The organism is Catenuloplanes atrovinosus (assembly GCF_031458235.1).
GTDB lineage: Bacteria > Actinomycetota > Actinomycetes > Mycobacteriales > Micromonosporaceae > Catenuloplanes > Catenuloplanes atrovinosus.
Genome location: NZ_JAVDYB010000001.1, coordinates 1,563,358 through 1,582,882, shown reverse-complemented (window position 1 = coordinate 1,582,882; position 19,525 = coordinate 1,563,358). Strand labels below are relative to the sequence as shown.

Here is a 19,525-nt window from a genome sequence, read left to right as displayed (position 1 = left end):
CCCTCAATTCACGGATTCACGCGCCCGTGTCCACCCCGTCCGCCCTCCACCCGGCCCGGAACCCCTTGTCCACCCGGCCATGTGCCGTCTCGTCCGCGATCGACCGGAGCGTGTTCGGTCTTCGGGTCTACAGCGTCGGCCGGCCGACCAGCGAGGCGATGACCCGGGCGAACTCCTCGAGGCGGGCGATCTGGCCGGCGCCGCCGTCGTCGATGGTCTTGCCGAAGCGGAGCGCGTCGTGGCGGACCGGCGGGCGCTCGCCGTCCTCCAGCGCGCCGCCGCCGGGGGCGGCCTCGTCCATGGTGCTGAGCAGCAGGTACACGTCGACGCTGCCGACCTGGGCCTGACCGCTGGGGGTGCGGGTGAGCTGGCGGCGGCAGCCGACCTCGGTGACGGTGGAGAGCGGCACCACGCGCAGCGACGAGGTCATCGAGCCGGGCGGGCCCTCGCCCAGCGGGACGTCCTCGCCGTGCCAGAGTATGAGCCGGTTGCCGTCGCAGACGACGACCTCCTGCCACACGCCGTTGACCTCGTTGACGAAGCGCTCCAGCGTGAAGCACAGCACGTCGGCGCCGCGCAGCACGCCGCCGAGCGACTCCAGCGCCACGTCGGGGTCGCGCAGGTAGGCGCGGGCGGCCGAGTCGAGGTCGTGGTAGGGGGACCAGTCCGGGAAGACCGCGGGCAGGTCCCCTCCCCCACCCAGGCTGTGGCTCACTCGACCTCCGGGGAGTCGTCGGGCTGCTCCGGAACGACCGTGCCCTGCATCGCGGCCTTGCGCACCGCGTACGCCTCGGCGCCCTTGGAGGGCTTGCGCCGCCGCGGCGGCGCGGTGACGCCGGGCGCGAGCTTGCGCGCGGAGACCAGGAACGCGGTGTGCGCGATCATACGGTGGTCGGGGCGGACCGCGAGGCCCTCCGCGTGCCAGTCGCGCACCAGCGACTCCCAGGCGCGCGGCTCGGTCCAGCCGCCGCGCTCGCGCAGCGCCTCCACCAGCTCGGACAGCTGCGGCGTGGTGGCCACGTAGCCGATGAACACGCCGCCGGGCACCAGCGCGCGCTCCACCATGTCCAGCGCCTCCCACGGCGTGAGCATGTCCAGGATGATCCGGTCGAACCCGGTCTCCCGGTTCTCCGCGACGTCGCCGACGTGCAGGTGCCAGGCCGGGTGCGGCGCGCCGAAGAACGCCTCCACGTTCTTCCGGGCGATGACCGCGAAGTCCTCGCGCAGCTCGAACGAGTGCAGCTCGCCGCCGTCGCCGACCGCGCGCAGCAGCGAGCAGCTCAGCGCGCCGGAGCCGGCGCCGGCCTCCAGCACCTTCGCGCCGGGGAAGATGTCGCCCATCTGCACGATCTGGGCGGCGTCCTTCGGGTAGATGACCTGGGCGCCGCGGGGCATGGACAGCACGTAGTCGGAGAGCAGCGGGCGCAGCGCCAGGTACGCCGTACCGTTCGCGGAGGTGATCACGCTGCCCTCGGGCAGGCCGATCAGGTCGTCGTGGTCGAGCGCGCCGCGGTGCGTGTGGAACGACTTGCCGGGCTCGAGGACCACCGTGTGCATGCGTCCCTTCGGGTCGGTGAGCTGGACCCGGTCGCCCGCCCGGAACGGCCCGCGGCGCGCGGGCACCGGCTGGTCGGTCGGGACGACGGCGGTGGACGGTACGGTCACGGTGTTCCTCTTCCTCGGTCCTGCTATCTCTATTGATACGGGCGCGAACACCGTATCGGGGCTCAAACGGCGGGGTTGCCCCGGCCACGGCGTGGCTCGAGCACCTCGGCCAGATCGATCAGGTGCAGCACGCCGACCACGTCCTCGCCGGCGGTCACCAGGTACTGCGCGCCCGGGTGAGTCTGCACCACGCGCACCACCTGCTCACCGGTGAGGTCCACGGACATCGCCGGAATCCCCTCGACGCCGCGCGCGACCGTGTCCACGCTGACCCAGGGCCGCCGTTCGGCCGGGACCGCGGCGGCGCGGGCGCCGTCCACCAGCGCGACCACCCGCCCGGACGCGTCCGCCACCACCAGCGCCGCGTTGCCGGAGCCGGCCTCCCGGCCGCGCCGCTGCGCCTCGGCCAGCGGCGTGCCGGCCGGGACCGCGAAGACCGGCCGGGCCAGGTGCGACAGGTTGATCATCGGGAAGCGGCGGCTCATCCGCGCCAGCCGGATCGACTGGCCCGCGCCCTGCCACAGGGTGAGCGTGACCAGCAGCATGAAGACCAGACCGAAGACGCTCAACCAGCCCAGCAGGTACGTGACGAGCACGCCCAGCGCGGTCAGGCCGGCCAGCGCGCGGCCGGACCAGCCGGCGATCTCGGTGGCGGTGTGCCGGTCGCCGTGCACCGCCCAGACCGCGGCCCGCAGCGCGCGCCCGCCGTCCAGCGGCAGGCCGGGCAGCGAGTTGAAGACGGCCACCACCACGTTGCTGACCGCGAGCTGGAACGCGACCTGGTCGGCCAGCGTGCCGTCGCGCAGCAGCAGCGCGGCCACGGTGGCCAGCACGCCGAGCACCAGCGACACGGCCGGCCCGGCGAGCGAGACCAGCAGGTCGACCCGCGGGCGGGGGGCGTCGCGGTCCATCTCGGTGTAGCCGCCGAGCAGTTCCAGCGTGATGCCGCGCACGCCGATGCCGAACCGGCGGGCGGTCAGCGCGTGGCCGAGCTCGTGCAGCAGCACGGAGCCGAGCAGGCAGACGACGAAACCGAAACCGACCGCGTAACCGGCCGGGCGGGACAGCTCCAGCGTGCCGCGGACGAACTCGCCGTAGATGACGGTGACCGCGAGCGCCAGCAGCAGCATCGACGCGTTCAGGTGGACGGGGACGCCGAAGATCCGCCCCACCGTGACGCCGGCGCGACGGCCCGGCTCGGGCGCCTCGTTGTCCACCGTGCCGATGCTACGTGGGAAGCCTGTGACTGTGGTGGCCGCGTGCGCTCACCGAAACCGTCATACCGTACCCGTAGCCTTGCGGCATGACCACGGAGACGGAGGCGCCCCACTTGCCGACAGGCCGTTCCACCGCCACGCCCGCCGAGCTGGCCGAGCCGGACTGGACCGGCCCGTCACTCTCCCCCTCCCGGGCCGGCGACTTCAAGACCTGCCCGCTGCTGTTCCGCTTCCGCACCATCGATCGCATCCCCGAGCAGCCCACGGCCGATCAGCTGCGGGGCACGCTGGTGCACGCGGTCCTGGAGCGTCTCTACGATCTGCCGGCCGCCGACCGTACCCCCGATGCCGCCTTCGGCCTGGTCGCCCCGTCCTGGGAGCGGCTCCTGGAGGAGGACCCGGCGCTCGCCACGCTGTTCGAGCAACCCGTCCCCGAGGGTGCGCGGGCGGAGGTGCTGATCGAGGTGCAGCCGGGCGAGACGCCGGTGACCGGGGTGGAGGACTTCCTGGCGTCCGCGCGTGACCTGGTCAAGGGCTATTTCACGCTGGAGGACCCGCGCCGGCTGGAGCCGGCCGAGCGCGAGCAGCTGATCTCCACGGTGATCGACGACCGGCTGCGGCTGCGCGGCTTCGTCGACCGGCTGGACGTCTCGCCGGACGGGCAGATCCGGGTGGTCGACTACAAGACCGGTGGCGCGCCGCGTGCGGCGTTCGAGGCGAAGGCGCTGTTCCAGCTCAAGTTCTACGCGCTGGTGCTGTGGCGCACCCGGGGCGTGGTGCCGCGGGTGCTGCGCCTGATCTACCTCAAGGACGTGGAGGTCTGCGACTACTCGCCGGACGTGGAGGAGCTGGAGCGGTTCGAGCGCACCGTGCTGGCGCTGGCCAAGGCGATCGAGACGGCCACGGCCACCCGCGACTTCCGGCCGCAGCCGAGCAAGCTGTGCGGCTGGTGCAACCACAAGGCGCTCTGCCCGGCGTACGGTGGGACGCCCCCGCCGTACCCGGAGCCGGTGCCGCAGCAGCCGACCGCGGATCAGCGGGCGTAGGCGCGACGCCGCTCCTGCGCGGCGACGTAGTCCGCGATCAGGTCCTCGGCCTGCGTGGTGAGCCCGACGAAGAGCAGCCGGTGCACGTTGACCGGGTCCGGGCCGGGCAGCACCCGCGCGTTCACGGTGACGAACTGGCCGGGCAGGTCCAGGCGCCCGGGCAGCGGCTCCCCCGGCTCCGGCCCGCGGCCGAACGCGAGCGCCCCGCCCAGCGACAGGTTCCGCGTGGTCAGCGAGTAGGAGACGCCGTCCGGCCCGGTCAGCGACAGCGGCACCGTGGCCGGCACCCGCAGGCTGCCCCGGCGCTGGATGCCGGTCTGCACGCGCGTCGCCCGGATGCCGACCGTGGCGTCCGTGGCCCGCACCACGCACCCGGTGCCCTCGCCGCCCCGGCCGTCCGCGGTCCAGACCAGCTCGACGGTCGCGCCCTCCTCCAGGCCGCCGGGCAGCCGGAAGTTCCAGGCCCTGTCCGGGGTACGGATGACGCTGAGGTCCCGGTACGTCCGCTCGCCGATGACCAGCGTCACCAGGTCGGCGTCGTCCGGCAGGTCGACGAAGGCCTCGGGCTCCGGCATCCGCCGTTTCCAGGGCAGTCGCAGTGCCATCTCGGTCGCCTCCGGCGGTGCTCGCGGTGTGGTGCCGTATCGGTGCGATTCGGTGGCGAAGTGATCGGCAGCCGGGGCCGGGGCCTTAGCACTGTGCCGGAGGTCATAGGCGGTTCTCCTGCTGTGGGAGGAGGCCGGGTCGGCGTCGCGGGCGATTCGCGGCGCGCCGCGGGCGGATAGGTTCCGAGGTGATGAACATCGTGCGCGACCGGGCCGCCGCCGGATGAGGACCCTGCGGAGCTGGCTCGCCGCGGGGCGGAGCCGGCGGCCACGGCACGCGCTCGCCTGGGACTGCGCGCTGACGCTGGCCGTGCTGGTGGCCGACGTGCTGGTGGCGCTGCTCGGCCCGGAGGAGCTGACCGGCCACCCGGCCGTCGTGGTGCTGCTGACGCTCTGGTTCGCGGTGCCGATCGTGCTGCGCCGGGTCCTGCTCTGGCCGGCGCTGCTGATGCTGCTGCCGGCCGTGGCCACGCCGCTGCTCGACACCCCGCAGCCGCTCACGCTGCCGATCGCGTTCGCGATCCTGACGTACACGGCCGGCTCCCGGCTGTCGCTGCGCGCCGCGATCATCGCCGTGGTGCTGATCTGGCTGCCCGTGGTGGTCTCGCCGCTGATCCTCCCGGACCGGCTCGGCCAGCACGGCGTACCGCTGGTCTACCTCGCCGTCAACAACGCGCTGCTCGGCCTGGTCGTCTTCCTGGTCGGCCGCGCCGTGCACGGCCGCCGGGTGACCGCCCGCGCGCTGGAGGAGCGCGCGCTCGCCGCCGAGTCCAACCAGCGCGCGCTGGCCGAGCAGGCCGTCGCGGACGAGCGCCGCCGCATCGCGCGCGAACTGCACGACGTGGTCGCGCACAACGTCAGCGTGATGGGCGTGCTCGCCACCGGCGCCCGGCGGGTCCTGCGCACCGACGCGGACGCCGCCGACGAGGCGCTGACCACGATCGAGGAGACGTCCCGGACCGCGATGCGCGAGCTGCGCCGCATGCTGGGCGTACTGCGTACCGAGGCCGAGCCCGCCGCCGAACTGGCCCCCCAGCCCGGGATAGCGGGCCTGGAGGCGCTCGCCGTCCAGGTCCGCGACGCCGGCCTCCCGGTCACCCTCAAGATCGACGGCACCCCCACCGAGCTGGAGCCGGGCGTGGCGCTCACCGTCTACCGGATCGTCCAGGAGGCGCTGACCAACGCGCTCAAGCACGCCGGCCGCGCCACCGCCCAGGTCCGGCTCAGCTTCGGCGTCTACTGGCTGATCGTCGAGGTCTTCGACACCGGCCGCGGCCCGGTCCCCGGCTCCGAGCACGGCGCCGGCCACGGCCTGGTCGGCATGCGCGAACGGGTCGCGCTCTACGGCGGCACGCTGCGCGTCGGCCCCCGCCCTGGCGGCGGCTTCCGCGTCTACGCGAAGATCCCCATGGACTGAAGGGGGATCACGTGACTGACGGACGACCGGTACGCATCCTGCTCGCCGACGACCAGCCACTGCTGCGGACCGGTTTCCGCATGGTGCTCGGCGCCGAGGCCGACCTGCACGTGGTCGGCGAGGCCGGCGACGGCGCCGAGGCCGTCGACCTGGCCCGGCGGCTCCAGCCCGACGTGGTACTGATGGACATCCGCATGCCCCGCCTGGACGGCGTGGCCGCCACCAAGGCCATCGTCGACGCCCGCCTCCCGGTCCGGGTGCTCATCCTGACCACCTTCGACCTCGACGAGTACGTGGTCGGCGCCCTCCGCGCCGGCGCCAGCGGATTCCTCGCCAAGGACGTACCCGCGGAGGATCTGGTCACCGCCATCCGCACGGTCGCCGCCGGCGAGGCCGTGGTCGCCCCCCGCATCCTCAAGCGCCTCCTCGACCGCTTCGCCGTCGTCCTCCCCGACCTCGCCGCCACCCCACCCCGCACCCTCGACTCCCTCACCGAACGCGAGCGCGAGGTCCTGGTCCAGGTCGCGAAGGGCCTCTCCAACGCCGAGATCGCCCGCGCCCTCTCGGTCAGCGAAACCACCATCAAGACCCACGTCGGCCACGTCCTCACCAAACTCGGCCTCCGCGACCGCGTCCAGGCCGTCGTCCTCGCCTACGAGTCCGGCCTCGTCCGCCCCCGCCCCTAACCCCTGCCGCGCCGATCTAGGGCGGATTCCGGCGGTTTGATCTCCAATCACGCGAATCCGCCCTAGATCGACGCGGGAGGGAGGGAGGGAGGGAGGGAGGGGCGGGAGAGGGAGGCACGCGAGGGGGGCGGAGAGCGGGGGTCTCCTACCTGAGGAGGACGGGGGGACCGTCCAGTGGGTGACCGCACGACCAGTCGAACGATGGACGGCCGGGCGGCATGCGACCCGTACCGTCAGGTGGGCAGGCCGTGCGGGTTTGCGGGAGTCGCATAGACGGGGAGTCGGAATGTCGGACGACGGGATCGGCACGGTGGGGGCCGCCACGGCGGCGGTGTCGGCCGTGGATGTGTGGAAGGTGTACGGGAGCGGGGAGGCGCAGGTGACCGCCCTGGCCGGGATCACCACGCGGTTCGAGAAGGGCCGCTTCACGGCGATCATGGGGCCGTCCGGCAGCGGGAAGTCGACGCTGATGCACTGCCTGGCGGGCCTGGACACGGTCTCCCGCGGCATGATCCATATCGGGGAGACGCCGCTGACCGGCATGAACGACACGCAGCTGACCAAGTTGCGGCGTAGCAAGATCGGGTTCATCTTCCAGCAGTTCAACCTGCTGCCGACGCTGACGGCGGAGGAGAACATGCTGCTCCCGCTGTCCATCGCGGGGCGCAAGGCGGACCCGGCGTGGTTCGAGACGATCGTGACCACGGTGGGGCTGAAGGACCGGCTGCACCACCGGCCGACGCAGCTGTCCGGCGGTCAGCAGCAGCGGGTGGCGTGCGCGCGGGCGCTGCTGGCCCGGCCGGACGTGATCTTCGCGGACGAGCCGACCGGCAACCTGGACAGCCGGGCGGGCGCGGACGTGCTGGCGTTCCTGCGCAACAGCGTGCACGACCACGGGCAGACGATCATCATGGTCACGCACGACCCGGTCGCGGCGTCGTACGCGGATCACGTGGTCTTCCTGGCCGACGGCCGGATGGTGGACGAGCTGTCCGCGCCGACCGCGGACGCGGTGCTGGACAAGCTCAAGCACCTGGACCTGCCGGAGAACCAGCCCGACACCGAGCCGGTGCGCTGATGCTGCGCGCGACGATCAAGAGCCTGCTGGCCCGGAAGCTGCGCCTGGTCCTCTCCGGACTGGCGATCGTGCTCGGCGTCATGTTCGTGTCCAGCGCGTTCGTGCTCACGGACTCGCTGGGCGGCCGTTTCGAGCGGCTGTTCCAGACCGTCAACCAGGAGACGGCCGTGCAGGTGCGGGCCGACTCCGAGGCGGGCGCCGAGTCGCCGCCGCTGCTCACGGACGCGGACGTCACCCGGCTGAGCCAGGTGGACGGCGTGGCGAGCGCGTCGGGAGACGCGTCCGCGCAGGGCGTCGTGCCGTTCCGGGCGCGGGACGGCAAGGCGGTGCCGTCGTCCGGCGCGCCGCAGCTCGGCGTGGGCTGGGCCGGCGGCGGCGACCTGTTGCAGGTGGCCGAGGGCGCGGTGCCGGCCGCGGACACCGAGGTGGCGCTGACCCGGTTCACGGCCGAGCAGGCCGGCGTCGGGGTCGGCGACCGGCTGAAGGTCTACATCGGACCGCGTTACGAGTCCCGTGAGTACACGGTGACCGGCGTGCTGGAGTACTCCGGCGGCCGGCCGTCGCTGTCCGGCGAGACCATGGTCGCGTTCACGATGCCGGAGGCGCAGCGGCTGTTCTACGGCAAGACCGGCGTGTACGGCGGCGCCGCGCTGACCGCCGCCGACGCGATCTCCGACGACGACCTCAAGAGCCGGGTGGCGGCCGTGGTGCCGGCCGGGTTCGAGGCCGTGACGGGGGCGGAGATCGCGGAGGAGCAGGCCAGCGCGTTCAAGCAGCTGCTCACCTTCGTGAACTGGTTCTTCCTCGGGTTCGCGCTGGTGGCGCTGTTGGTCGGGATGTTCCTGATCTTCAACACGTTCAACATCATCATCGCTCAGCGGGCCCGCGAGCTGGCGCTGTTCCGCGCGCTCGGCGCCGGGTGGGGCCAGCTCACCGGGTCCGTGCTGATCGAGGCGCTGGTGGTCGGCTTCGTCGCCTCCACGCTGGGCCTGCTGGCCGGCATCGGCGTGGCGTACGGGCTGCAGGCCGCGGCCGGCGCGGCCGGGCTGCCGCTGCCCGAGGGTGACCTGGTCGTCGGCGTGACCGCGATCGTGGTGTCGTACCTGCTGGGCGTGCTGATGACGGTGACGGCCGCGCTGATCCCGGCGATCCGGGCCGCGTCCGTGCCGCCGATCGCGGCGATGCGCGAGGTCACCCGCCCGGACAAGCCGATGCTCGGCCTGACCGTCGCCGGCTCGGTCGTCACCGGGCTGGGCGTGGCCGCGATCGCGGCGGCGCTGTTCGGCGCGCCGCTGGCCGCGGTGCTGATCGGCGCCGGCGTGCTGCTGTCGATCGTCGGGGTGGCGCTGCTGTCGCCGGCGCTGACCCGGCCGGTGGCCGGCGCGATCGGCCGGCTGGTCGCCTGGGGCACGGCCGGTGACCTGGGCCGCCGCAACGCGCTGCGCAACCCGCGGCGCACGTCCGTGACCGCGGTCGCGCTGATGATCGGCGTGGCGCTGGTCAGCACGGTCACCGTGATCGGCTCGTCGTTGCGCTCCACCGTACGGGACCTGGTGGAGAACGACATCGGTGCCGAGGTGATGATCCTGACCAACTCGCAGCAGCTGCCGGACGGCCGGGAGGGCTTCGACCCGGCGCGGCTGCGCGAGGTCGACGCGCTGCCGGGCGTGCGCGAGTCGATCGCGTACCACTTCAGCGTGGCCACGGTGAACGGGCAGCCGCAGCAGTTCGTCTCCGCCACCGATCTGGGCCGGGCCGGGCCGATGTTCGCGCTGGAGGAGGAGTCCGGCACGGTCGCGCCGTCCGGTCCCACCGAGGCGCTGATCGACACGAACACGGCCGGCACGCTCGGGCTGACGGTCGGCGAGACGGCCACGGTCGAGGGCGCGAAGGGCGGCCCGCGGACGTACACGATCGCGGGGATCTACAAGAGTCAGCTGACGGCCGGGCTGCTGCTGCCGGAGTCCGCGGTGGAGACGTTCGCCGGGCCGCTGGCGATGCAGGGGTTCGTGGCGCTGGACGAGGGCGCGGACACCGACGCGGTGGTGGCCGGCGTCGAACGGATCATGGCGGACTACCCGCTGGTGACGGTCGGCGATCAGGAGTCGTTCATCGCGCAGCAGAACGCGCTGGTCGACGGCGTGCTGGCGATCTTCTACGTGCTGCTGGCCCTGGCCGTGATCGTGGCCTTCCTCGGCATCGTGAACACGCTGGTGCTCAGCATCTACGAGCGGACCCGCGAGCTGGGCCTGCTCCGCGCGATCGGTACCACGCGGCGCCAGGTGCGCGGCATGGTGCGGGTGGAGTCGCTGCTGATCGCGGTCTACGGCTGCCTGCTCGGCATCGCGCTCGGCGTCGGTCTGGGCGCGTCCGCGTCGCTGGCCCTGCGCCAGCAGGATCTGCTGTCCGTGGTCACCATCCCGTACGCGCAGCTCGCCGGCCTGCTGGTGGCGGCCGCGCTGGCCGGCGTGCTCGCCGCGGTGCTGCCCGCCCGGCGGGCGTCCCGGCTCAACGTCCTGGACGCCATCGCCTACGAGTGATCGAGGGTCCACCGTGGAGGCCGTACCCTCGAGGATGTGAGAAGACGCGTGGTGGCCGCGCTGATCGCGGGCGCGGTGCTGGCGGTCGGCTGTGCCGTCGGGGACGGGGTCGGCGGCGGCGGGACGACCGGCGCCGCCGACAACCCGGGCCGGGCCAGCAACGAGGACGAGTTCGCCACGGACATCGAGTCCGCGGTCACGGTCGCGGAGCAGTACTGGAACGACGTGTTCCGGCAGAGCGGCCTCGCCTTCGAGCCGGTTCGGGAGATCGTCCCGTACCGGGAGGACGGCGAGGTCGCCTGCGCGCGGCAGCCGATCCCCGCGCGCAACGCGGTCTACTGCTCGGCCGGCGACTTCATCGCGTACGACATCGAGTGGGCGTTCGGCGCGTTCGGGCAGATCGGCGACGCGTTCGTCTACTACCTGCTCGGCCACGAGTACGCGCACGGCGTCCAGGTCCGGTTCGGGCTCCAGTACGAGTACACGATCGAGCAGGAGCTCCAGGCCGACTGCATGGCCGGCGCCTACCTCGGCGGCTCGATCCAGGCCGGCCGGCTCCAGATCGAGGACGGGGACATGGAGGAGCTGCGCACCGGCCTGCTCGCTGTCGGTGACGACCCCAGCCAGCCGTGGTTCGCGCCGAACGCGCACGGCACCGCCGAGCAGCGGACCAACGCGTTCTTCAGCGGCTACGAACGCGGCCTGGACGTCTGCGACATCAGCTGAGTAGTCCGCCCCGGGAGAACCTCCCGGGGCGGTCACCTGCTCACAACGCTTTCACCGGCCGTGTCGCTCATCGGCATTGCACCGCGCCGGCTGAGCGGATCCGCTCACACTCCGTGGCAGCCGGGCGCGGTGATCCGGACAATGGGCCGGGTGAGTGACCTGCGTACCGAGACCCAGTCCCCCGCCGTCCTCCGCCCCGCCGCCGTGCTCTTCGACATGGACGGCACCCTGATCGACAGCGAGAAGGTCTGGGAGATCGCCATCGTGGAGCTGGGCCGCTCCTACGGCGGCGAGATCTCCGAGGCCGCGCGCGCCGCCATGGTCGGCACCGCGATGGAGGAGTCCATGCGGATCATGCACCGGGACCTGGGCCAGCCGTGGCGCGACCCGGCCGCCGGCGCCCTGGCGCTGGAGGACCGCGTCGTCGAGCTGTTCCGCTCCGGCCTGGTCTGGCGGCCCGGCGCCATGGTGCTGCTGGCCGCGGTCCGCGCCGCCGGCATCCCGACCGCGCTGGTCACCTCCACCCGCCGCCGGCTGGTCGAGGTCGCGCTGGACACGCTCGGCCGCGACTCGTTCGACGTCGTGGTCTGCGGCGACGAGGTCAGCGCGAACAAGCCCGACCCGGCCCCGTACCGGACGGCCGCGGACGCGCTCGGCGTCGACATCACCGCGTGTGTCGCGATCGAGGACTCGCCGGCCGGCATCGCGTCCGCCCGCGCGGCCGGCGCCACCGTGCTCGCGGTCCCGTGCGAGCTCGACCTCAGCCACCTGCACGGCGAGACCGGCATCCACCTGCGCGGTTCCCTCGCCGACGTCGACGTCCCGCACCTGGCGACGCTGCTCGTACCGCGGAAGGATCTTTAAGATCTGGATTTGCCCGCTTCCGGCGGGTCCCCGTCCGCATGCTCCCGCGGGCACCGGTCGGCCGCGGGGCGGCCTCCCTGCCGGAGCCGTGGGTGGTCGCCGGAGGAACCACGCCCCCACGGGCGGCCCGGGATCGCCTACGCTGCGTCGTACCCCGGTTCACAGGAGCGCCCGCATGCCGGAGTTCGACCGTTTCGCGCCGCCGCACCTCGACGATCCGTATCCGCTGTACGCGCGGTTGCGTGAGGGCCCGCCGTTCTTCGCGGACGCGTTCGGCGTGTGGGTGGTGACCCGGCGGGCGGACGTGAAGGCGGTGCTCAGCGACCCCGCCCGGTTCTCGTCGGAGTTCCTGATCCGGACGCCGATGTCGCCGGCGCCGGGCGTCGCCGAGACCCTCGCCACCGGGCACCCCGAGGTGTTCGCGCTGCTCAACCAGGACCCGCCGGAGCACACCCGGGTGCGCGCGCTGGTCGCCGCCGCGTTCTCGCCGCGCCGGGTGCGCGCGCTCACCCCGCGGGTGGAGCGGCTGGCGGGCGAACTGGTGGACGCGATCGCGGCGGACGGCGCGGCCGATCTGATCCGGTCGCTGGCGCTGCCGCTGCCGCTGCTGGTGATCTGCGAACTGATCGGCATCCCGCGCGCGGACGCGCCCCGGGTGCGCGGGTGGATCGAGCAGCTGAAGGTGCTGACCTCGTTCGGCGCGAGCGACGCGGAGCAGGTCGCGGCCGCGCACGGCTCGGTGGAGTTCGAGCGGTACCTGGCCGCGCTGATCGCCCAGCGGCGCGCCCACGGCCGCGACGACCTGCTCACCGACGTCCTGCGCGGCGACCTGACCGACCTGGAGATCATCAGCCTGCTGATCACGCTGATCTTCGGCGGGCACGAGACCACCACGAACCTGATCGGCAACGCGCTGCTGGCCGCGCTCGCCCGGCCCGAGGGGCTGCCGGACGACCCGGACGACGTGATCGAGCGGACGCTGCGCGCGGACCCGCCGGTGCAGGGCACGTTCCGGCGTACCGTGGCGGACACGGAGCTCGGCGGCGCGCCGATCCCGGCCGGCGCGCAGCTCTACGCGGCGCTCGGTGCGGCGAACCACGATCCCGACGGGTCCGCGGAGCCGCACCTCGCCTTCGGGCGCGGCATCCACTACTGCGTGGGGGCTCAGCTCGCCCGGGTGGAGGCGCGCATCGCGCTGCGCACGCTCGCCACCCGGCTGCCCGGGCTGCGCGCCGCGGACGGGTTCCGGGTGTCGTACCCGGCGAACCTGCTGCACCGCGGCCCGATCCGGCTCGCCGCCACCTGGCCCGTACCGTCGGTCCATTAAGGGCAAAAGCCCCATTGTACGCAATGCGCCCAGCACTCGGCCCGGCGGCGCGGCCGACAAGCCAGTTCCGGCGCCGGGACGTAGGCTGCTTGAGGTGAGTATGGAAAGGGTGATGGCGTGACGGAGTTCGACGGGCTGCCCATGCTGCGATCCCCGGTGGCGGTCGCGGCGTTCGAGGGTTGGAACGACGCGGCCGACGCGTCGACGGCCGCCGTCGAGCACCTGGAACAGGTGTGGGACGCACGCAAGGTCACCGAGCTCGATCCTGAGGAGTTCTACGACTTCCAGGTCAGCCGCCCGACGGTGACCATGGCCGAGGGCGAGACGCGCAGCATCGAGTGGCCGAGCACGAAGTTCATGGTGGCCAGCCCGCCCGGCGCGGAGCGCGACGTGGTGCTGATCCGCGGCATCGAGCCGAGCATGCGCTGGCGCACGTTCTGCGAGCAGATCCTCGAGGTCTGCCACAGCATGGAGATCAACAAGGTGGTGCTGCTCGGCGCGCTGCTGGCCGACGTGCCGTACTCGCGGCCACTGCCGATCAGCGGCGGCGCCACCGAGGTCGGCGCGGCCGAGCGCTACAAGCTGGTCCCGACCCGCTACGACGGGCCGACCGGCATCGTGGGCGTGCTGCACGACGCGGCCACCCGGGCCGACCTGGAGGCGGTCTCGTTCTGGGTGCACGTGCCGCACTACGCGAACAACCCGCCCTGCCCGAAGGCGACGCTGGCGCTGCTGCACCGCATCGAGGACGTGCTCGACATCCCGGTCCCCACCGCCGACCTGGAGGAGGAGACCGCCGAGTGGGAGGAGCGCGTCCGCGCCGCCGCCGAGCAGGACGCCGAACTCGGCGAATACGTGCGCGAGCTGGAGGAACGCTCCCAGGACGCCGGCATCCAGCCCCTGTCCGGCGACGAGATCGCCAAGGAGTTCGAGAAGTACCTGCGCCGCCGCGGCGGCTCCCCCGGCCCCACCGCCGGCTCCTGGTAACCCGCCGCCCCGGCCCGGTGCCCGCGCTGCCCGCGCGCGCTGCCTGGCCGTGCTGCCTGCGCGTGCTGCCTGCGCGTGCTGCCTGCGCGTGCTGCCTGCGCGCGCTGCCCGCGCGTGCTGCCTGCGCGTGCTGCCTGCGCGCGCTGCCCGCCCGCGCTGCCCGCCCGCGCTGCCTGCCCGCGCGTGCTGCCCGCCCGCGTCGATCTAGGCCGGATTCGCGTGATCGGAGATCGACTCACCGGAATCCGCCCTAGATCGACGCGGCAGGGGGTTCGACGCGGCAGGGGTGGGCGCGGCAGGGGGTGGGCGCGGCAGGAAGGGTGGGCGCGGCAGGGGGTGGGCGGGGTGGGGTTAGGTGGTTTTGACGGCGCCGGCGTCGATGGACCAGTTCTGGCCGATGGCGCTCGGGAGGGTGGGGGAGGCGAGGAGCAGGACGGCGCGGGCGATCTCGTCCGGCTCGGCCAGCCGTCCGGTGAGCATGCCGCCCTGGCGCGGCAGCGCCTCCAGCAGCGTGGCGTGGTCCATGCCGAGGTGCGCGGCGAGCCGCGCGGTGTAGCCGTCCGGGCCCTCGTGCGTGTATGAGCGCACGCCGGCCGGCGACACGGTGTTGACCCGTACGCCCGAGGCCGCCAGCCGTTCCGCCAGTCCGCGCGACACCATGGCCAGCGCGGCCTTGGCGGCGGCGTACGGCAGCGGCGCGGCGCCGGGCACCCGGGCCGAGTTGGACCCGATGTTGACCACGGCCCCGCGCGACGCGGTCAGCGCCGGCAGCGCGGCCCTGGTCACGCGTACCACCGAGAGGAGGTTGAACGCGACCACCTCGGACCAGACGTCGTCGTCGCCGTCGAACGTGTCGCCGAAGGCGTCGTCCGGCAGTTCGCCGCCGCCCGCGTTGTTGACCAGGACGTCGAGCCGGCCGTCGCCGGCGAGCACGGCGTCCACCATCCGTCGCGGCCCGTCCGCCCGGGCCAGGTCCGCGGCGACGAACGTGGCGCCGGTGGCGTCCAGCTCGGCCGTGCCGCGCCGGGCCACCGCGACCACCTCGGCGCCCTCACCGAGAAAGGCTCTGACGATCCCCAGGCCGAGCCCCTTGCTGGCGCCGGTGACCAGGACGCGCTTGCCCGTCAGCTCCAGATCCATGTGCGTTACTCCCATCGAGCGTCGGTGACCCTTCGATCCTGCGGCCCACCACGCCCGGTGCTCCAATGCCGAGTGCGGACCGACCGATGCCGGCGCGTTATCGTCCGGAGTACCGTTGCCCCGCGTGGAGACCCGTGAACTGCGCTATTTCGTCGCCGTCGCCGAGGAGTCGCACTACGGGCGCGCGGCCGCGCGGCTCGGCATCGCGCAGCCGGCGCTGACCCGCACGGTGCAGAAGCTGGAGCGCCGCCTCGGCACCCCGCTGTTCGTCCGGTCCGGCCGCACGGTCAGTCTCACCCCGGCCGGCTCGGTGCTGCTGCGCGAGGGCCGCAACGCGCTCGACGCGGTGGAGGCGGCCGACCGCCGCACCCGCCGCGCCGGGCGGGCGGAGGCGGAGCGGCCCGGTATCGCGCTGGCGACGAAGGCCGGCGTCTCCGTCGACCTGCTGGCCGCGCTGCTCGACGCGTACGCCGCGGAGCCGGGCGCGGTGCCCGTGGACGTGGTGCCGGCGCAGATCGGCGAGCCGGAGCGGATGCTGCGCGACGGCCGGGCCGACGTGGCGCTGCTGCACCTGCCGGACGACGATCCCGCCACCGGCCTCGACCGGGAGGACATCGCCACCGAGGGCGTGATCGTGGTGTTGCCCGGTGGGCACCCGCTCGCGGCCCGGCCCGCACTGACCCTGGCCGAGCTGCCCGACCTTCCGCGGCCGCGCTGGCCCCGTACGGACGGCAGCTACCCGGACGGTCCCGGCCCCGCGTTCCTGGACAGCGCGCAGCTGTTCCAGCTGATCGCTCTCGGCCGGGCCTGCGCGGTGCTGCCCGAGTCGGCCCGGCCGTCGCTGCCCCGCGGCGTCGCGGCGGTGCCGGTCACGGACGCGGCGCCGCTCACGGTGCACCTGGTCTGGCCCGCGCACAGCCGGTCACGGGACGTCGCCGCGCTGGTACGGGTCGCCACGCGGCTTCGATGACCGGTCGCTCCGGTCAGGCGGTCTGCTCGATGATGCCGTGCCGGGCCATGATCGCGGCACGCCGGCGGCCGTTGACCACCCGCACCCGGCGGAGCAGGAAGAAGCCGTCGATCAGCGTCCACACGCCGAGCCCGCCGAGCGTGAACAGCATGGCCGCGGACTGCGCGGTATCGCCGAGATAGAACCGGTGCCCGCCGAACACGCCCATCACGACCCAGAGCGCGACGGCGACCCGCGCGCGCTTCTGCACCGAGGCGAACTCCGCCTCGGCCCGCTGGATCCGCAGACGTTCCCACTCCGGCAGCATCACCGCCCACGATATCGCGTGTCGCGGTGGCGCGCCGCCCCCGCCGTACGGCATCCTAGGAACCTAGCCGCAAGAGAAGGGCACACCGCGCATGGCCCAGATCAATCCCGGCGCCGCCGAGTTCCCGCACCGGCAGATCGCCGACCAGCTCAGGACGCAGATCCGCCGTGGCGACTGGCAGCCCGGCGAGCGCCTGCCGTCGATCCCGGGCATCGCCGAGCAGTACGGCGTGGCGAAGCAGACCGTGCAGCGCGCCATCGACCAACTGCGCGTGGAAGGGCTGCTGATCACCAAGCCGGGCTCCGGCACGTACGTGCGAGGCACCCGCCGCCGGCTCAACCGCCTCTCCCGGGGGCGCTACGGCGGGCACCGCGGCTACCACGCGGATCTCGCGGCCCGCTACCGGCAACAGCTCATCGAGGTCACCCGCGCGCCCGCGCCGGCCGAGGTGGCGGACGCGTTCGGCGTGAAGGACGGCACCGACCTGATCGTGCGGCGGCACCTGGTCCGGGTGGACGACTCCCCCGTCGAGGTCGGCGCCGCGTGGTTCCGCGTGCAGGACGCCGCCGGCACCAGCCTGGAGCGGATGGAGGCGTTCGGCCGCCCGCTCTACCAGGAGGCCGAGGAGGTCATCGGCCGCCGGTACGCGTCCGCCAGCGACGTGATCAGCGCACGCCAGCCGTCCCGCGAGGAGGCGATGATCCTCCAGATCCGCCCGGACACGCCCGTGCTGCACCTGCTGCACGTGGCCTTCGACCCCGCGCACAAGCCGATCGAGGTCTCCCAGGCCACCTGGCCCGGCCCGCAGACCACCCTCACCGAGCAGTACACGATCCCCGCCCCCACACCCGACCCCGACCCCGACCCGGGCCTCACCCTCGCCTAACCCGCCGCCACTCCTCCCGCCTCCGCGCCCGCACCACACGCCGCGCGTTGCCGTCGATCTAGGGCGGATTCGCGCGTTTGAAGATCGACGCGCCGGAATCCGCCCTAGATCGACGCGCCAGGGAGTCACGACGGGCCGGGATCGCGGCAGATCGGCACCCGGCCGCTCAGGACTCCGGCAGACCGGGTCCCGGGAGGCCGGGACCCGGGAGGCCGGGACCCGGGAGGCCGGGACCCGGGAGGCCGGGACCCGGGAGGCCGGGACCCGGGAGGCCGGGACCCGGGAGGCCGGGACCCGGGAGGCCGGGACCCGGAGGGCGGCATCGCCGGGGCGAGCGGGAGGATCGCTGGGGCCGGGATCGCTGCGGGGCCGAGATCGCCGGGTGCCAACACGGCGGACCTGGTGTCTCGACAAGCCGGGACCCCGGCGGAGGAGGTCCCGGCCGAGCAGGTCCCAGCAAGCCGGGATCACGGCAGACCGAACCTCGGCAGACGAGATCGCGGCAGACCAGGACCCAGCGGCAAGCCGACGTCCCGGCAGGCCGGGACGCGACGGCAGGCCGAACCCATGGCAGGCCGAAACCCGGCGGCAGACCGAGGTCCCGGCGGCAGCCGAGGTCCCCGCGGCAGCCGAGGTCCCCGCGGCAGCCGAGGTCCCCGCGGCAGCCGAGGTCCCCGCGGCAGCCGAGGTCCCGGCGCACCGGGGCCCTGGCAGGCCGGAACCCCGCGGTATTCCGCATTCCGGCAGACCGGACCCGGCGGGCCGGGACCGTGGCGGGAAGGTTAGAGGCGCACGCCGAGGAGTGCGTCGACGGTGTCCGCGACCAGGCGGGGGGCGTCCGGGTCGGCCGGGTCGCCGGCCAGCGTGGCCGCGGCCCACTCGTCCACGGCGGCCAGTGCGCCGGTCGTGTCGAGGTCGTCGGCCAGCCGGGTGCGCACCGCCTCCAGGACCGCGGTGCCGGATGGGCCGCCGTTGCGGGCGATCGCCTCGCGCCAGCGGGACAGGCGCTGTTGTGCGGTCTTGAGGAGGTCGTCCGTCCATTGTCGATCGGCGCGGTAGTGGTCGGCGATGAGTGCCAGCCGGATCGCCATCGGGTCGACGTGGTCGGCGCGCAGGCGGGACACGAAGACGAGGTTGCCGCGGGACTTGGACATTTTCTCGCCGTTGAGGCCGATCATGCCGGCGTGCGTGTAGTGGCCGGCGAACGGTGCGACGCCGGTGAGGCGCTCGGCGTGCGCGGCGGAGCACTCGTGGTGCGGGAAGATCAGGTCGTTGCCGCCGCCCTGTACGTCGATCCGGTCGCCGAGCAGGCCGAGCGCGATCACCGCGCACTCGATGTGCCAGCCGGGGCGGCCGGGGCCGAGTGCGCCGCCGTCCCAGGCCGGCTCGCCCTCGCGGGTGCCGCGCCAGAGCAGCGGGTCCAGCGGGTCCTTCTTGCCCGCGCGTTCCGGGTCGCCGCCGCGTTCGGCGAAGAGCGGCAGCATCTCCTCGCGGCTCAGGCGGGACTCGTACCCGAATCGGGGTGCCGCGACCGCGAGGTCGAAGTAGACGTCGCCGGTGCCGTCGTCGAGGCGGTACGCGGAGCCGTCGGCGAGCAGGCCGGCCACCCGGCTCGCGATCTCCGGGATGGACTCCACGGCGCCCACGTAGTGCCGCGGCGGGATGATTCGCAGCGCCTCCATGTCCTCGCGGAACAGCGCGGTCTCGCGCATCGCGAGCACGACCCAGTCCTCGCCGTCGCGCGCGGCGCGCTCCAGCAGCGGGTCATCGATGTCGGTCACGTTCTGCACGTAGTTCACGTCCCGGCCGGTGTCCCGCCAGACGCGGTTGACCAGGTCGAACGCGATCATCGTGGCGGCGTGACCGAGGTGCGTCGCGTCGTATGGCGTGATGCCGCAGACGTACATCGAGGCGGGCCCGGCGGACGCCGTCACCGGGAAGACGCCCTGCCGGGACGCGTCGTACAAGCTCAGCGGCCGCCCGTCACCCGGCAGCCCCGGCACCTCGTGCCCGGTCCATGCATCCATGGCGCAAGCCTAACGACCGGCCCGCGCCTTCGGTCCG

General features: G+C 73.6%; 18 protein-coding genes. 11 read left to right on the top strand and 7 right to left on the bottom strand.

All coding sequences use genetic code 11. The features are described from left to right. Positions 1-127: 127 nt before the first annotated feature. The 3 genes from J2S41_RS06750 to J2S41_RS06740 form a co-directional block, all read right to left on the bottom strand. Positions 128-715: a hypothetical protein gene (locus J2S41_RS06750; RefSeq protein WP_310364438.1), complete on the bottom strand. Its 588-nt coding sequence runs from the start codon at positions 713-715 to the stop codon at positions 128-130. Next, complete coding sequence (locus J2S41_RS06745) at positions 712-1,665, bottom strand: tRNA (adenine-N1)-methyltransferase (protein WP_310364436.1); 954 nt, start codon at positions 1,663-1,665, stop codon at positions 712-714. The genes J2S41_RS06750 and J2S41_RS06745 overlap by 4 nt, the downstream gene beginning before the upstream one ends. 62 nt (positions 1,666-1,727) lie before the next feature. Then, a complete protein-coding gene (locus tag J2S41_RS06740; protein ID WP_310376311.1) occupies positions 1,728-2,795 on the bottom strand; it encodes a M50 family metallopeptidase in 1,068 nt (355 codons plus the stop codon). A 173-nt stretch (positions 2,796-2,968) separates the two neighbouring features. Here J2S41_RS06740 and J2S41_RS06735 point away from each other — a divergent pair, with 173 nt between their 5' ends. Next, positions 2,969-3,928: a RecB family exonuclease gene (locus tag J2S41_RS06735; RefSeq protein ID WP_310364435.1), complete on the top strand. Its 960-nt coding sequence runs from the start codon at positions 2,969-2,971 to the stop codon at positions 3,926-3,928. Here J2S41_RS06735 and J2S41_RS06730 read toward each other — a convergent pair. Beyond that, positions 3,916-4,533, bottom strand: coding sequence for a PilZ domain-containing protein (locus J2S41_RS06730; protein ID WP_310364434.1), 618 nt, complete (start codon positions 4,531-4,533; stop codon positions 3,916-3,918). The genes J2S41_RS06735 and J2S41_RS06730 overlap by 13 nt on opposite strands. A 223-nt stretch (positions 4,534-4,756) precedes the next feature. On the opposite strand from J2S41_RS06730, the gene J2S41_RS06725 reads away from it, so the two are divergent. From J2S41_RS06725 to J2S41_RS06690, 8 genes are all read left to right on the top strand, one after another. After that, entirely contained in the window at positions 4,757-5,950 is a 1,194-nt protein-coding gene (locus J2S41_RS06725; RefSeq protein ID WP_310364431.1) for a sensor histidine kinase, read from the top strand. Between the two features lie 11 nt (positions 5,951-5,961). Next, positions 5,962-6,636, top strand: coding sequence for a response regulator (locus J2S41_RS06720; RefSeq protein WP_310364427.1), 675 nt, complete (start codon positions 5,962-5,964; stop codon positions 6,634-6,636). Between the two features lie 286 nt (positions 6,637-6,922). Further along, positions 6,923-7,714: an ABC transporter ATP-binding protein gene (locus J2S41_RS06715; protein ID WP_310364426.1), complete on the top strand. Its 792-nt coding sequence runs from the start codon at positions 6,923-6,925 to the stop codon at positions 7,712-7,714. Next, positions 7,714-10,254 carry an ABC transporter permease gene (locus tag J2S41_RS06710; RefSeq protein WP_310364423.1) on the top strand — a complete coding sequence of 847 codons (2,541 nt, stop codon included), beginning with the start codon at positions 7,714-7,716 and terminating at the stop codon, positions 10,252-10,254. The genes J2S41_RS06715 and J2S41_RS06710 overlap by 1 nt, the downstream gene beginning before the upstream one ends. Before the next feature lie 36 nt (positions 10,255-10,290). After that, positions 10,291-10,980, top strand: a complete 690-nt coding sequence (locus J2S41_RS06705; RefSeq protein ID WP_310364421.1) for a neutral zinc metallopeptidase — start codon at positions 10,291-10,293, stop codon at positions 10,978-10,980. 204 nt (positions 10,981-11,184) lie between these two features. Continuing rightward, positions 11,185-11,844, top strand: coding sequence for an HAD family hydrolase (locus tag J2S41_RS06700; RefSeq protein WP_310376310.1), 660 nt, complete (start codon positions 11,185-11,187; stop codon positions 11,842-11,844). Between the two features lie 175 nt (positions 11,845-12,019). After that, entirely contained in the window at positions 12,020-13,171 is a 1,152-nt protein-coding gene (locus J2S41_RS06695; RefSeq protein ID WP_310364420.1) for a cytochrome P450 family protein, read from the top strand. A 117-nt stretch (positions 13,172-13,288) separates the two neighbouring features. Further along, entirely contained in the window at positions 13,289-14,158 is an 870-nt protein-coding gene (locus J2S41_RS06690; RefSeq protein ID WP_310364417.1) for a PAC2 family protein, read from the top strand. A 351-nt stretch (positions 14,159-14,509) separates the two neighbouring features. Here the strand turns inward: J2S41_RS06690 and J2S41_RS06685 are convergent, their stop codons facing one another. Next, positions 14,510-15,298, bottom strand: coding sequence for an SDR family NAD(P)-dependent oxidoreductase (locus J2S41_RS06685; protein WP_310364415.1), 789 nt, complete (start codon positions 15,296-15,298; stop codon positions 14,510-14,512). Between the two features lie 124 nt (positions 15,299-15,422). Between J2S41_RS06685 and J2S41_RS06680 the strand changes: the two genes are divergently transcribed. Next, positions 15,423-16,268 carry a LysR family transcriptional regulator gene (locus J2S41_RS06680; protein ID WP_310364413.1) on the top strand — a complete coding sequence of 282 codons (846 nt, stop codon included), beginning with the start codon at positions 15,423-15,425 and terminating at the stop codon, positions 16,266-16,268. Between the two features lie 13 nt (positions 16,269-16,281). Here J2S41_RS06680 and J2S41_RS06675 read toward each other — a convergent pair whose 3' ends face one another. Continuing rightward, on the bottom strand, positions 16,282-16,629 hold the full coding sequence (locus J2S41_RS06675) for a TM2 domain-containing protein (protein WP_310364410.1): 348 nt from the start codon (positions 16,627-16,629) through the stop codon (positions 16,282-16,284). A 37-nt stretch (positions 16,630-16,666) separates the two neighbouring features. Here J2S41_RS06675 and J2S41_RS06670 point away from each other — a divergent pair, with 37 nt between their 5' ends. Continuing rightward, entirely contained in the window at positions 16,667-17,461 is a 795-nt protein-coding gene (locus J2S41_RS06670) for a GntR family transcriptional regulator (protein WP_310364408.1), read from the top strand. Positions 17,462-18,243: 782 nt separating this feature from the next. Here the strand turns inward: J2S41_RS06670 and mshC are convergent. Continuing rightward, positions 18,244-19,488 carry a cysteine--1-D-myo-inosityl 2-amino-2-deoxy-alpha-D-glucopyranoside ligase gene (mshC, locus tag J2S41_RS06665; RefSeq protein ID WP_310364406.1) on the bottom strand — a complete coding sequence of 415 codons (1,245 nt, stop codon included), beginning with the start codon at positions 19,486-19,488 and terminating at the stop codon, positions 18,244-18,246. Positions 19,489-19,525: the final 37 nt, after the last annotated feature.